Genomic DNA, 12,810 nt, shown 5'->3' on the forward strand with positions numbered 1-12,810 from the left:
CCAAGGCCGAGGATTTCGGGTTCGAGAACGAGATGGCCGCGTTCGGGCTGCAGTTCGCCCACGGGTTGGGTTTGGGTTTGCATGAGCGGCCGATCATCTCGCGCCTGAACTCGCTGGAGAATCCGATCGAGTTGCAGGCGGGCATGGTGTTCGCGATGGAGACCTACTGTCCGGCCTCTGATGGGACCTCCGCCGCGCGGATCGAGGAGGAAGTGGTGGTCACCGACGACGGCCCGGTGATCCTCACGAAGTTCCCGGCCCAGGAGTTGTTCGTCGCCAACGAGTACTAGCCAACGCGCACTGTCACCGAATACTGATGAAGCACAATATGACACACAGCTTCCATTTGGGCCGTCGCGCCCCGCTGGTCGACATCCCACGGCTCGGCCGCAAGCAAATCCTCACCTGCGCCATCGGCCCGAGCCTGATCGCGCTGGGAGTATCCATCGGTGGTGGGGAATGGATCCTGGGCCCACTCGCTATCGGAGACGGTCCGCTCACCGGAGTGTTCTTCGCCGTGTTCCTTTCCGCCCTGCTGCAGACCATCTACAACATCGAAATCGCCCGTTACGTTCTTGCCACCGGCGAAGTCCCGATCGTCGGATTCGGCCGGGTACCGCCGGGCTTCCTGTTCTGGGTACCGATCAGTCTCGGTGTCCTGTATCTGAGCTACATCTTCGGGGGCACCTTTGCCGTCGCCGGACAGGCGCTGTATCCCTTGTTGTTCGGACATGTTGCGCTTCCAGGTGATATTCAGATCACCCGCCTCCTCGCGCTGGCAGTGCTGGCCGCTGCCATGGTGTTGGTGCTGGTCGCCAAAAAGGTCTCCGCGGCACTCGAACGCCTCAACGTCGTCATCGTCACCGCCTCACTGGCGGGGCTGGTCATTCTGGACCTTGCGCTGGTGCCCGCAGGCATCTGGCGAGAGGCGCTCAGCGCGTTCGTCACACCTACGTTGCCGCAGTCCGGCACCACTGCCACTGCGGTCGGCGCACTTGTCGGCTACACCGCCTTGGTATCGGGACTCAACTGGTACATCATGGGCCACTCGCGACAAGGGATACGGCATGGGTCATCGAGTGGGCTTCATCGCCGGTGGACGCGGGGAACAACGAGAGATTCACGCCATCGGTGTGACGTTCGCGGACACCGAGTACAACCGTGAGCAGTGGAAACGGTGGATGCGGTTGCTGCGGATCGACATGTGGGTGGTGTTCTTCCCCGCAGCCCTGTTGGGGATGCTGCTGCCCGCGGTGCTGGTATCACACCTGGCCCGCAGTACCGACAACCAGCCGACCGCCGGCACCATGCCGACCTACGTTGCCGACATTCTCGGCGCTCAGCACGGCCGGATGTTGTTTTGGCTCATACTGATCCTGGGTGCCCTGCTGCTCGTCAAGACCTCGATCAACGTGTTCGAAGGTCTGGTTCGGGTGCTCGTCGATGCCATCAATGGCAGTGCGTCGGGCCTGGGCAGCCGGGTGCGGAAAGACCCCCGCCGGTTCTACTTCATCTCCATGATCGGCTTCGCGGCGGTGATGGCAGTGATGCTCCACCTGGCCGTCCCGGCGACCCTGCTGCAGATTTCGGGCAACATGGCAACCCTGGGAATGCTGATCTTCCCGCTCCTGGTGGTCTACCTGAACCGGCGTCTACCGCAACCGGCACGACCGACGATCTTTGCGAACGGGGCGGTGTTGCTGTGTGTCCCGTTCTTCGGGTTCTTCTTCGTGAACTTCCTGGCCGAGATGCTCACCGGGGCACCCTTGCTGGTGTTTTGAAATACCGACAGCCGACGACCCAGTGGATCCGCCGGCTGAAGGTGCGTGCATGCGGTTCGAGTCAGAACTCAGACGAGAGAAATCGGCGCGGGCATCGCCGGTCTGAGTTCCGCCTCGACTTCAACCAAAACTCCTGTTTCCCTTGACTATCAGGTGTCACTCCGCGGGCTGTTTTGTCGGACCCTGGGTCTAGCTTCGTGGCATGGGTACTTCAGCGATCGCCGACAAGGATTCGATGCTGGCTGCCCAAGCGCAGATCGAAGTCTTGACCGCGCAGATGAACTCGTTGTCGATCGACGCGTTCACCCCGCTGGAGTTGTTGGCGCTGCAGCAGCGCCGCGAAACCGTCACCTGGATGCAACCGACGCTGGATCACAAGGTGTACCAACGCCTAACCGCTGAAAGCACGCCGAAACAGTTGGGCTCCACCAGCTTCAAAAAGGTCTTGGCGGCCCGGTTGCGGATCAGTGACGCCGAGGCCGCCCGCCGCCTCACGTCGGCCTCACTTTTGGGCCCGCGGACCGCGCTGACCGGGGAACCGTTGGAGCCGGCGTTGCCGAACATCGCCGCCGCCCAGGCCCACGGCCTGATCGGTCCGGAGCATGTGGCGAAGGTCAAAACGTTCTTCAAGAAACTCCCGGCATCGGTGGACTTCTCCGCCCGTGAAGCCGCCGAAGCCGACCTGGCCCGCCACGCCTCAACCCTGGATGTCGACGGCTTCACCGAGGTGGCCGACCGGTTGAAGTATCTCCTCAACCAGGACGGTGAGTACAGCGATGTCGACCGCCAGGCCGGCCGGTACTTCACCATCGGCAAGCAGGACGCCGACGGTAACGTGCCGGTGCACGGCAGGCTCACCCCGGAATGCGCGGCCACCCTGCACGCCGCGCACGCCAAACTGGCCGCCCCGGGTATGTGCAACCCCGCCGATGAGGCCCCGCAGGTCGACGGGGAACCGGATCCGGAGCGCGCCCGCACCGATGCCCGCACTCAAGGGCAACGCAATCATGATGCGCTGCTGGCGATGGGTCGGGCGTTGTTGGCCTCCGGTGACCTCGGCTACCACAACGGGCTGCCCGTCACCATCATCGTCAAAGCCAACCTCACCGACCTGGAAAAAGGCGTCGGGCACGGCCTGACCGCCGACGGCACCTTGATCCCGATGCCTGACGTGATCCGGATGGCCTCCCACGCCTTCCACTACCTCGCCCTGTTCGACGGGAAGGGGGTGCCGTTGCACCTGGGTCGGGCCCGCCGGACCGCTTCCCGGGGGCAGCGGATCATGCTGTTGGCCCAACACGGTGGCTGCACCATGCCCGGATGCACCGCTTGCGGGTACCGCTGCCAGGTCCATCACGCCAACCGCGATTGGAAAGACGGCGGCGACACCAATATCGAAGACCTCACCCTGGCGTGTGGGCCGGACAACCGGATGGTGGAGACCACCGGTTGGACCACCAGAAACCGGCCTGAGGACGGTGTCACCGAATGGATTCCGCCCCCGGAACTGGACTGCGGGCAAACCCGCATCAACGTCTATCACCACCCCGACCGGATCCTCGCCCCCGACGATCCGTGAGTCGAGCGGGCGGTCAGGACGGCCGCCGACTCCAGAGATCTCGGCGTGCATGCGGTTTGATGCAGAACTCAGGCAACAGAAATCACCGAAATCGTTGTCTGAGTTCTGCCTCAACTGAAGGTGCTGATTACAGCGTGGCGCGGAACTCCTTGGCGGCGCCCATCAGTTCCTCGACCCGCGACTTCTGGGCGGGGTTCTCGAACACACCATCCTCTTTGAAGTAGGTACCGACGACGGCGCCGTCGGCGATGCCGAGTTGCAGCGCCACGTTCTCGGCACGCACCCCGGTGTTGACGAACACCGGCACCTTGCCCGCCGCGGCCTTGACCACCTTGAGCGACTCCAAATCGGTGGGGGAGCCCGCGGTGGCCCCGGAGACGCAGATGGCGTCGGGCAGGGTGGCGAAAACTGTGGTCCTGGTGATGGATTCGAGGTCACGGTCCGCCAGGTACTTGGCCGACTCGGGGACGATGTTGAACAGCAACTTCACATCGGATCCGCCGACCCGGGCGCGGTGGCGGGCCACCTCACCGACGTTGGTGTCCCACAACCCGAAGTCACTCGCGTAGACGCCGGTGAAGATCTCCCGGACGAACTTCGCGCCGGTGGCGACGGCCAGGTCGATCGAGGCGCGGCCGTCCCACAACACGTTGACGCCGTAGGGCACCGAGATGTCGGGCAGCAGTTCGCCGATGATCCGGGCCATGGTGATCGCGGTGATGGGCTCGGTCTTGGTCAGGTACGGCAGGCTGAACTCGTTGGAGATCATGACGCCATCAACCCCGCCACTCTGCAGTGCGTCGAGTTCGGTGCGGGCCCGGTTGACGACGGCGGCGATGCCGTTCGTGCTGTCGTAGCCCGGGTCGCCCGGAAGCGCGCTGAGGTGAAGCATGGCGATGACGGGTTTTCGGACACCGAATACCTCGTCGAGCCAGGTGGTGGTCACTTGAGTGCCTTTCTCTACTTTGAAACTGGGCTGGGGGCTGCGGGAGTCAGTCCATGTATGCGCCGCCGTTGACGGCGAGCGCTTCTCCGGTGATGAACCGGGCATCCTCGGACAGCAGGAAGGCCACGGCGCGTGCCACGTCCTCGGGTTGCTCGAGGCGGCCCAGCGGCGTGTCGTCGATCATCATGGTGCGGACCCCGTCGGGGGTGGTGCCGCGGAGTTCGGCCTCCCACTCCAATTCCCGTGACTGCATTGGCGTTTCGACAAAACCGGGACACACGCAGTTGACGGTGATGCGGTGCTCGCCGAGTTCGTAGGCCATGGCCTGGGTGAGACCGACAACGCCGAACTTGGACGCGACGTAGTCGGCGAGGAAGGGCACCCGGCCCTGCTTGCCCGCCATCGAAGCGGTGTTGACGATGGCGCCGGCGGTGCGTGCGCGCACCATCTCACGGGCGGCGGCCTGACCGCAGACGAAGACGCCCTTGAGGTTGACGTCCATGGTCTGCTCGTAGCGTTCCACCGACGCGTCGAGGAACCGGTGCATGAACGAGATTCCGGCGTTGCTCACCCAGGCGTCCAGCCCGAACCGGCCGGCCACGTCGGCGGCCACCGCTGCCGCGGCCTCCGGTGAGGTGACATCCAGTTGGGCCGATTCGTGGCCCGCCTCGGGGTTGGGCAGCGCGGCCGCCACCTCGCGGGCGGCGTCAGCGTCGAGATCGGTGACGATGACCCGCCAATCCCGTTGGGCCAGTGTGTTCGCGATGGCACGGCCGATGCCCGAGCCTGCGCCGGTGACTACGACTGTGTTGGTCATCAGGTGCTGGATTCCTATCTGTTGTGTCAGCCGGCCAGACGCTGGCCGGTGTGGGTGTCGAAGAGATGGGTGGCGCCGGGGCGCGCTGCGAGGTCGACGGCGGCGCCCTCACTGATGCCGCTGAGGCGTGCGGTCTCCACCACGCTGGTCAACTCGGTACCCCGGGCGTCGATGGTGACGATCGCGCGGGGGCCGAGGTCCTCGATCAGGACCACGCGGGCGGCATCGTCGGCGTCGGACGGGCTGGGCAGCAGATCGTCGGGCCGGATTCCGAGCGTGAGGGCCCCGCGGGTACCGAGGGTCTCGGTGGTCAACGTGAATCCCGTTGGGAGCGTGAATGTCCCGTCAGTGACTTCACCCTCGAGCAGGTTCATCTTGGGACTGCCGACGAACGTCGCGACGAAGGTATCCGCGGGCCGCGCGTACACCTCCTGCGGGGCGCCCTGCTGGGCGATCTTGCCGTCTCGCATCACGACCATCCGGTCCGAGAGCGTCATCGCCTCTTCCTGGTCGTGGGTGACGTAGACCGACGTGATGCCCAGGCGGCGCTGGATCTGCAGCAGCTCGGTCCTGGTCTCGACCCGTAGCTTGGCGTCGAGGTTCGACAGCGGTTCGTCGAACAGGAACACCGCGGGTTCGCGGATGATGGCCCGACCGATCGCCACCCGCTGCTGCTGGCCGCCGCTGAGGTCCTTGGGCTTGCGGTCCACCAGCTTGCCCAGCCCCAATGACTCGGCGATGGTGGCCGCGCGTGCCAGCGCTTCGCGTCGTGGTGTCTTGGTGGCCCGCAACGGAAAAGCGATGTTCTCGGCGACGCTCAGGTGTGGGTACAGGGCGTAATTCTGGAACACCATCGCGATGTCGCGGTCACGCGGTTGCAGGTGCGTGACGTCGCGGTCGCCGATGCTGATGGTGCCCGAGGTCACCGTCTCCAGGCCGGCCAGCATCCTCAACGAGGTGGACTTGCCGCAGCCGGACGGACCGACCAGCACGGTGAAGGAGCCATCGGGCAGTTCCAGGTCCAGGTCACTGACGACGGTGGTGGGTCCGTACGACTTGGTGACGCCGGAGAATCTGACGGTTGCCATGGAGCGCGCAATTCCTCACTGTCTAGAACTTGACCGCGCCGCCGCTGATGCCCTGCACCAGCTTGCGCTGGATGAAGAAGCTCGCGATGACGACGGGTACCACCGCGATGAGGATCGCCGCGCTCATCGAGCCGATCTGCACCCCGCGGAATGTGTTGAAGCCTGCGATGGCCACCGGCAGGATCGCTGCCTTGCCCGGCGCCAGGATGAGTCCGTAGAACAGGTCGTTCCAGGACAGGGTGAAACCGAAGATCGCCGCGGCGCCGATGCCGGGCAGCACCTGGGGCAGCACCACCAACCGGAACGCGGCGAAGCGGGTGAACCCGTCGACCTGGGCCTGTTCCTCCAGCGACCGGGGGACGGCCTCGAAGAAGCCGATGAGGAACCAGGTCACCACGGGCAGAACAAAACTCAGGTGCGCGAAGATCACCGGAACCAGGGTGTCGGTGAGCCGCAGCGCATACGCCATCGTCAGGAACGGGAAGACCAGCACCGCAGGTGGCAGCACCTGGGCGGCCAGCATGCCGAATCGGGTCAGGGTGCCGCCGGCCCGGTAGCGGGCGATGGCGTAGGCGCCCATGCTGCCCACCACGACGCTGATGCCGACGGTCACCAGCGCCACCAGTGCGCTGCGGCCGGCGGCGCCCAGAATGCCCGAGGTCAGGACGTTCTGCCAGCTCGCGAAATCGGGGGTGAAGGCGAACAGGAACGGATCATTGAGCTGCTCAGGCGTTTTCACACTCGCCAGGGCGATCCAGACGATGGGGAACAGCACCGTGATACCCGCTGCCCACAGCAGCGCGACCCGCAGCACCGTGACCATGCTCGAGCGGGTCATCGGCTTTTGGCCCTTTCCATCCGGCGGAACGCGAACACGATGACCGCCAGCACCAGGATCAGCACCACGAACGCCATGGACGAGGCGGATCCCAGCCGGAAGAACTGGATGCCGGTCTGGTAGATGAAGTACTGCAGCGTCTCGGTTTCGGTACCGGGGCCACCGCGCGTGGTGGCGAACACGTACTCGAACACCTTCATCGCATCGAGGCTGCGCAGCAGGATCGCCACCACCAGTACCGGGGCCAGCAGCGGCAGTGTCACCCGCCGCAGCACGTAGAGGCCGCTGGCCCCGTCCACCCGGGCCGCATCCAAGGGTTCCTTCGGGATCGATTCCAGCCCAGCCAGAATCAGCAGCACCATGAACGGCGTCCACTGCCACACGTCGATCACCGCCAGGGTGAACAACGCCCGCCCCGGCCCGAAGAAGTCGTAGTCGAGGCCGACCGCGTGCAGCATCGCCGGGATGGCACCCAGCTGGTCGTTGAGCAGGAACCGGAACGTCAGGCCCACCGCGATCGGGGTGATGAACATCGGCGCCAGCAACATCGACCGGGTGAGATCGCGGGCCCAGCGCTGCTTTTGGAGGGCCAGCGCGATGGCCAGCCCGATGATGAGCTCGAGGCCGACGGCCACCAGCACGTACAGCGCCGTGGTGCCGAAGGCATTCCAGAACCCGCTGTCACCGAAGGTCGCGACGAAGTTGTCGGCGCCCACCAGCGCGGGCGCGCCGCGGTCGGTGAGCTTGTAGTCGGTGACGCTCAAGTAGGCCGCGTAACCGAGGGGGAAACCGACCACCCCGACGAAGAGTGCGACGAGGGGTGCGACCATGCCGTGTTGGAACTTCAGGGGGGATAACACGGTAGTCTTCGCTCCTTTCGTGGGGTGGTCGGTTTCCGGCTGGGGGTGGGTCAGCCCTGGATCCGCTCGGCCTCGGCTTGCGCGGCGGCCAGCGCGTCGTCGACGCTCTTGGTGCCTGCCACCGCTTCGTTGAGTTCGGTGCCCACGGCCTGGATCATCTCTTCACCGCTGGGCCCCTGGCTCAGGGGCGCGGAGTTGGCCAGCAACTTCTCGACGGTCTGGTAGTACTCGGCGCCGAACCGGCCCTCCAACACGGCCGGGTCCTTCAGGGTGCTCTGCCGGATGGCCGCGCCGCCCTTCTCGGTGCGCGCAACATCGTTGGGCTTGCTGGTGATCCACGAGACGAAGGCCCATGCGGCGTCCGGAGTGGCCGAGTTGGTGGGGATGGCCCAGCTCCACGATCCCAGCACCTGCTTGCCGCCGGGGATGGGCGCCAGCTTGACCTTACCGGCCGCCGGACCCGAGCCGGGCTCGTTGATTGCGGGCAGCTGCCAGTTGTAGTTGATCATCGACGCCGACTGGTTGGCCGACACCGAACGCTGGGCCTCGTCCATGCTCCAGTTCAGGCTGTTGGCAGGCGCGGCGTTGTTGTAGGTGTCGATGTACGCCTCGAGGGCCCGCTTGGCCTCCGGGGTGTTCAGCGTGACCTTGCCGTCGGCGTCGTAGATCGAGCCGCCGGCCGCGAACAGCCAGTTGCCCCACTCCTCGAAGATCTTGTAACCGCGCTGCGGCTGCATGGCGATACCGGCGCGCTCGGGGGTCTTGAGCGCCTTGCTGACGGCGACTAGCTCGTCGAGATTGGTCGGCACCTGCTGATTGGCGGCCGCGAGATCGTCGGTGTTGTACAGGTATCCGAGCGCGTAGTTGTAGAACGGCACGGCGTAGTGGCTGCCGTCGACTTCGGTGATGTCGGTCAGCGGTGTGAAGAAATCTGCCGCGTCGTAGTCCGGTGTGCTGTCGATGCGGGAATCGAGCGGCTGCAGGAAGTTCGCGTTGGCGAAGTCCACCATCCACGGGTTGTCCACGACGATCAGGTCATACGTCGGTGACGACGACTGGAACGACGACACCAGCTTGTCGCGCATCTGGTCGTAGGTCAGCGTCTCGATGTTGACCTCGACGTCGGGGTAGTCGGCGTTGAAGTCGGCCACCATCGACTGCACGATGTCGGTGTCGGGCACATTCTCCATCAGGATGCGCACGGTGCCCGAGACATCGGCGGAAACCTCGCCGGATCCGGTGGATTCGGCCTGTTCGGGTCCACCCGAGCCGGCGCAGGCGGACAGGGTGAGCGCGAAGGCGGCTCCGAGGGCGATCAGGGCTGTTTTCTTCCGGCGGAAGCCTTCCGACTTCCGCCGCGGAGTGGGATTTTGGGCGAATCTCATGTGAGCACAGTTCCTTTCAGTTGTTCTCAACGGGTGGTGCGCGCGATGGCGTGGGAAATCGGGGTCATGGCGGTGCTCAGTTCCCGCCAGGTCGCATACGCCGCGTCATAGGTGTCGCGGCGGGCCGGGTCCGGCACGAAGGGAGCTTCGAGGGTGATGAACCGGGCGGCGTCGGACCAGTCATCGAGGGCACCGATGCCGATCGCGGCGATCACCGCGGCGCCCAGTGAGGCGCCGGGGTGCCCCCACACCGGCATCATCTCGTGACCGAGGACGTCGGCGTGGATCTGCTTCCACAGCCTGGATTTCGAACCGCCGTTGGTGATCATCACGCGTGTGAACGGAATCCCGATGTCCCCGAACACATCCACGTGGTGCCGGAAGCCGAACGCGATGCCCTCCAGCACCGAGCGGTACAGGTCGGCCCGGGTGTGGCCCAGATGCATCCCGGCGAAGACGCCGCGCAGATCGGGGTCATGGATCGGGCTCTTCTCGCCCAGGAAGTAGGGCAGGCACAGCACTTCGGCGGGGGCGCGGCTGGCGGCCTCGTCGTCGAGGTCGGTCAAAGAGGTGCCGCCGATCAGGCTCTGGAACCACCGGATCAGGCTGCCGCTGGTGGCCATGCACCCGTTGGGCAGCCAGTGGCCGGGTACCGGGTGGGCATCCAGATACAGCCGTTCATCGACCACCTTGGTGTCGCTGGCGACCAGGATGTCCCCTGCACCACCGAGTTTCACCAATGCGTCACCAGGGTTGTTGACGCCGGCGGCGAAGGCCGACAGCACGTGGTCGGCGCCGCCGACCACCAGTGCGGTGCCCGCCACCAGACCGGTCTGCTCGGCGGCCTCGCGGCTGAGTTCACCGACTCGGGTGCCTGGGCGGTGTACCGGGGCCAGCGTGGCGGGGTCGATTCCCGCGGCGTCGAGCACGACGTCGGCGGTGTCGCCGTCGACGGTGAACAATCCCGACTCCAGGGCCCAGTTCTGTTCGACGTGCACCGGGGCGCCCAACGCCGACAGCACCCAGTCATAGGAACCGACCCAGTGCACGGCGCGGGCGTAGACGTCGGGTTCGTGCTCGCGCAGCCAGACCACCGTCGGGGCGACCGACTGCTGGGTGAGCGCCGATCCGGTCAACGTCACCAGATCGACGCCGTCGAGCGCCTCGGCGAGGGTGGTGACCTCGCGGTGGGCCCGCGCGTCGTTCTGGAGGATGGCGTGGCGCAGGGGTTTTCCCGTCCCGTCCACCGGGATCACCGCAGGCACCATGCCCGAGGTCGCGACCGCGCCGACGGAATCCGGGGCCACACCGCTGGTGGTGAGCACCTCCCGGATCGACTCGATGACATTGCCGTACCACTGGCCGGTGTCGGCTTCGGCGAAACCGGGCGAGGGGGAGTGCAGCGCCGTCTCGCGGGTGGCGGTCGCCACGATGCCGCTCTGGCTGTCCAACAGCACCGTCTTGGTGCCGGTGGTGCCGATGTCGATCCCGACGGTGTAGCGGCTCGTCCCTGCTTGGTTCGTCATCGTGTTCCGGTCTCGGACTGGCCGTCGCGGGCGATCGAGTAGTTCTGTCCCGCAACGCAGATGACCTCGACGCCGACGCTGCGTGCTGCGACCAGGGTGGGATGGTCGGGCGGTCCGTCGGTGACGATGGTGTGGATCTCGGCGAGCGCGGCGATGCTGACGAAGGTGACCCGGCCCAGCTTGCGCCTGTCGGCGGCGACGATCACGCGGTCGGCGCGGCTGCTGGCGGCACGTTTCACCCGGCTCTCAGCCTGGTGATAGTCGGAGATCCCGCGGTCACCGTCGATGCCGGCCACCCCCATCACATAGGTGTCGCAGTTGTAGTTGGCCAGGGTGTCTTCGGCGCTGGGGCCGATCAAACTCAGTTCGCCGGCGCGTAATTCGCCGCCGGTGAGCACGACGGTGGTGTCGGGCTCGTCGATCAGGGCCAGCGCGGCCAGCACGCTGGGGGTCACCACCGTCAGTCCCAGACCGCGATTTTTCAGCGAGTGGGCGACGGCCAGCGCGGTGCTGCCGGAGTCCAGGATCAGCGTCTCGCTGGGGCCGATCAGGTCGGCGACCTGGTCGGCGATGTGGTTCTTCTCCTGCGCGGCATCTGCCATCCTCGTGGCGAAGGACGGCTCAGTGTCCTTGCCCTGCACCGCAATAGCCCCGCCCACCACGCGGCGTACCACGCCGAGGGCCTCGAGCGCTTCGACGTCACGTCGGATCGTCATCTCGGAGACGTCGAACTCCGCAGCCAGGTCGGCGTAACCGACCTCCCGCGCCGCGCGGACGCGCTGTTCGATCCGGTCCCGGCGAGTTTTCACATCCATGGTCAGGGCCTGACCTGCTGTTGAAAATTCACAGAAATGTCTCCGAGTATCAGGGATTCCGCTACTTCCGTGGTGCTCTGGTGTGAATCTATAACACGTTTGTGTGGAGTGCCCACATTTAGCGAACTTTTGGTCTGTCCGGCGCCGTTCGGCCACGACGTTTGGTTAAGTTGCGGCGGTGCTGCATTTACGGGTGATCGCACCCGAGGAGCTGCGCGAGCCCGTTCTCGACGTGCTGCGCCGCGAGGTCGGAGTCGCAAATTTGTTGCTGTATCCCGGTGCGGCCATCGAGCCCGCCGGCGACGAGATCACCGCCGACATCGCCCGTGAGTGCGCCAACCACGTCATCAAAGAACTCAAGGCGCTCGACATCCAGCATCGCGGGGCGATCACGCTGGAGGTCCTCGACACGGTGCTGTCGAGCAAGGCGCACAAGGCCGAGGACGCCGCCGAGGGCGATCCCGCCGACGCCCTGGTCTGGGACGAGCTGATCGCCCGCACGCGCGAAGAGTCGTCGCTGAGCGTCACGTTCGTGTTGTTCCTGACGCTGGCCTGCCTGCTCACCGCCATCGGGGTGGTCACCGACTCCACGGTCACCGTGGTGGGAGCCATGGTGCTCGGCCCCGAGTTCGGCCCGTTGGCGGCATTGTCGGTGGCGCTGGTGCGCCGCCGCCGCGACCTGACCAAGCGGGCGGCACTTGCCCTGCTGGTCGGATTTCCCGTCGCGATGGGCATCACCGCGCTGGCCACCATGGGCGCCGAGGCGTTCGGCTGGCTGACGGTGGACAGCGTGCACAATCTCGACGAGGTCGACTTCATCTTCCAGGTGGGCCCGATGTCGTTCGTGGTGGCGCTGCTGGCCGGTGCGGCGGGCATGCTGTCGCTGGTCTCTGCCAAGGCCGCCGGGCTGGTGGGGGTGTTCATCTCGGTCTACACCGTCACTGCGGCGGGTTTCGCGGCGGTGGCCGCCACGCTCGGTGACTGGGACCTGGCGGCCAAATCGGCGTTGCAGTTGGTGGTCAACCTGGTGGGCATCGTGGTGGCGGGTGTGCTGGTGCTGGTCTTGCGGCCGCGGTCGATGCCGCTGCCGCACTCGAGCCGCAGCTGAGCCCCTCGCCACCGTTTACGTGTCGCGCCGGTCCGGACCCGCGGACCTCGCGCAATGCGAGCCTGTT

The 12,810-nt window shown here is 65.9% G+C and carries 13 protein-coding genes; 5 read left to right on the forward strand and 8 right to left on the reverse strand.

Features of this window, described 5'->3' with window-relative positions; translation table 11 throughout:
• The 4 genes from AC3A6P_RS20295 to AC3A6P_RS20310 form a co-directional block, all read left to right on the forward strand.
• Window positions 1-290: M24 family metallopeptidase (locus AC3A6P_RS20295; RefSeq protein ID WP_487693512.1), on the forward strand; the 290-nt coding region annotated here is incomplete at its 5' end.
• A gap of 38 nt (window positions 291-328) precedes the next feature.
• The gene (locus AC3A6P_RS20300; RefSeq protein ID WP_487693513.1) at window positions 329-1,165 is read left to right on the forward strand and encodes a hypothetical protein; all 837 of its coding nucleotides are present in this window, start codon (window positions 329-331) and stop codon (window positions 1,163-1,165) included.
• Entirely contained in the window at window positions 1,068-1,781 is a 714-nt protein-coding gene (locus tag AC3A6P_RS20305) for an Nramp family divalent metal transporter (RefSeq protein ID WP_487693514.1), read from the forward strand. Before AC3A6P_RS20300 ends, AC3A6P_RS20305 begins: the two co-directional genes overlap by 98 nt.
• Before the next feature lie 202 nt (window positions 1,782-1,983).
• Complete coding sequence (locus AC3A6P_RS20310) at window positions 1,984-3,360, forward strand: HNH endonuclease signature motif containing protein (protein WP_487693515.1); 1,377 nt, start codon at window positions 1,984-1,986, stop codon at window positions 3,358-3,360.
• Between the two features lie 127 nt (window positions 3,361-3,487).
• Here the strand turns inward: AC3A6P_RS20310 and AC3A6P_RS20315 are convergent, their stop codons facing one another.
• The 8 genes from AC3A6P_RS20315 to AC3A6P_RS20350 all read right to left on the reverse strand — a co-directional run bounded on the left by AC3A6P_RS20315 (window position 3,488) and on the right by AC3A6P_RS20350 (window position 11,635).
• Entirely contained in the window at window positions 3,488-4,306 is an 819-nt protein-coding gene (locus tag AC3A6P_RS20315; RefSeq protein ID WP_487693516.1) for a BtpA/SgcQ family protein, read from the reverse strand.
• Window positions 4,307-4,352: 46 nt separating this feature from the next.
• Complete coding sequence (locus tag AC3A6P_RS20320; RefSeq protein WP_487693518.1) at window positions 4,353-5,123, reverse strand: SDR family NAD(P)-dependent oxidoreductase; 771 nt, start codon at window positions 5,121-5,123, stop codon at window positions 4,353-4,355.
• 26 nt (window positions 5,124-5,149) lie between these two features.
• Complete coding sequence (locus AC3A6P_RS20325) at window positions 5,150-6,211, reverse strand: ABC transporter ATP-binding protein (RefSeq protein WP_487693520.1); 1,062 nt, start codon at window positions 6,209-6,211, stop codon at window positions 5,150-5,152.
• A gap of 22 nt (window positions 6,212-6,233) precedes the next feature.
• The gene (locus tag AC3A6P_RS20330; protein ID WP_487693521.1) at window positions 6,234-7,049 is read right to left on the reverse strand and encodes a carbohydrate ABC transporter permease; all 816 of its coding nucleotides are present in this window, start codon (window positions 7,047-7,049) and stop codon (window positions 6,234-6,236) included.
• Window positions 7,046-7,897 (reverse strand): carbohydrate ABC transporter permease, encoded by an 852-nt coding sequence (locus AC3A6P_RS20335; protein WP_487693708.1) that lies wholly within the window; start codon window positions 7,895-7,897, stop codon window positions 7,046-7,048. The genes AC3A6P_RS20330 and AC3A6P_RS20335 overlap by 4 nt, the downstream gene beginning before the upstream one ends.
• Window positions 7,898-7,959: 62 nt before the next feature.
• On the reverse strand, window positions 7,960-9,294 hold the full coding sequence (locus AC3A6P_RS20340) for an ABC transporter substrate-binding protein (protein WP_487693522.1): 1,335 nt from the start codon (window positions 9,292-9,294) through the stop codon (window positions 7,960-7,962).
• Between the two features lie 26 nt (window positions 9,295-9,320).
• A complete protein-coding gene (locus tag AC3A6P_RS20345) occupies window positions 9,321-10,820 on the reverse strand; it encodes an FGGY-family carbohydrate kinase (RefSeq protein ID WP_487693523.1) in 1,500 nt (499 codons plus the stop codon).
• On the reverse strand, window positions 10,817-11,635 hold the full coding sequence (locus AC3A6P_RS20350; protein WP_487693524.1) for a DeoR/GlpR family DNA-binding transcription regulator: 819 nt from the start codon (window positions 11,633-11,635) through the stop codon (window positions 10,817-10,819). Before AC3A6P_RS20350 ends, AC3A6P_RS20345 begins: the two co-directional genes overlap by 4 nt.
• Before the next feature lie 178 nt (window positions 11,636-11,813).
• Here AC3A6P_RS20350 and AC3A6P_RS20355 point away from each other — a divergent pair, with 178 nt between their 5' ends.
• A complete protein-coding gene (locus tag AC3A6P_RS20355) occupies window positions 11,814-12,743 on the forward strand; it encodes a DUF389 domain-containing protein (RefSeq protein WP_487693525.1) in 930 nt (309 codons plus the stop codon).
• The last annotated feature ends 67 nt before the right edge of the window (window positions 12,744-12,810 follow it).

The sequence above is a fragment of the Mycobacterium sp. Soil_C_30 genome, assembly GCF_057656995.1.

What these genes read in the sequence shown, in the direction of transcription:
- AC3A6P_RS20300 (WP_487693513.1), top strand. Translation starts at nt 329, where the DNA reads ATGACACACAGCTTCCATTTGGGCCGTCGCGCCCCGCTGGTCGACATC.
- AC3A6P_RS20305 (WP_487693514.1), top strand. Translation starts at nt 1,068, where the DNA reads ATGGGTCATCGAGTGGGCTTCATCGCCGGTGGACGCGGGGAACAACGA.
- AC3A6P_RS20310 (WP_487693515.1), top strand. Translation starts at nt 1,984, where the DNA reads ATGGGTACTTCAGCGATCGCCGACAAGGATTCGATGCTGGCTGCCCAA.
- AC3A6P_RS20320 (WP_487693518.1), bottom strand. Translation starts at nt 5,123, where the DNA reads ATGACCAACACAGTCGTAGTCACCGGCGCAGGCTCGGGCATCGGCCGT.
- AC3A6P_RS20325 (WP_487693520.1), bottom strand. Translation starts at nt 6,211, where the DNA reads ATGGCAACCGTCAGATTCTCCGGCGTCACCAAGTCGTACGGACCCACC.
- AC3A6P_RS20330 (WP_487693521.1), bottom strand. Translation starts at nt 7,049, where the DNA reads ATGACCCGCTCGAGCATGGTCACGGTGCTGCGGGTCGCGCTGCTGTGG.
- AC3A6P_RS20340 (WP_487693522.1), bottom strand. Translation starts at nt 9,294, where the DNA reads ATGAGATTCGCCCAAAATCCCACTCCGCGGCGGAAGTCGGAAGGCTTC.
- AC3A6P_RS20345 (WP_487693523.1), bottom strand. Translation starts at nt 10,820, where the DNA reads ATGACGAACCAAGCAGGGACGAGCCGCTACACCGTCGGGATCGACATC.
- AC3A6P_RS20350 (WP_487693524.1), bottom strand. Translation starts at nt 11,635, where the DNA reads ATGGATGTGAAAACTCGCCGGGACCGGATCGAACAGCGCGTCCGCGCG.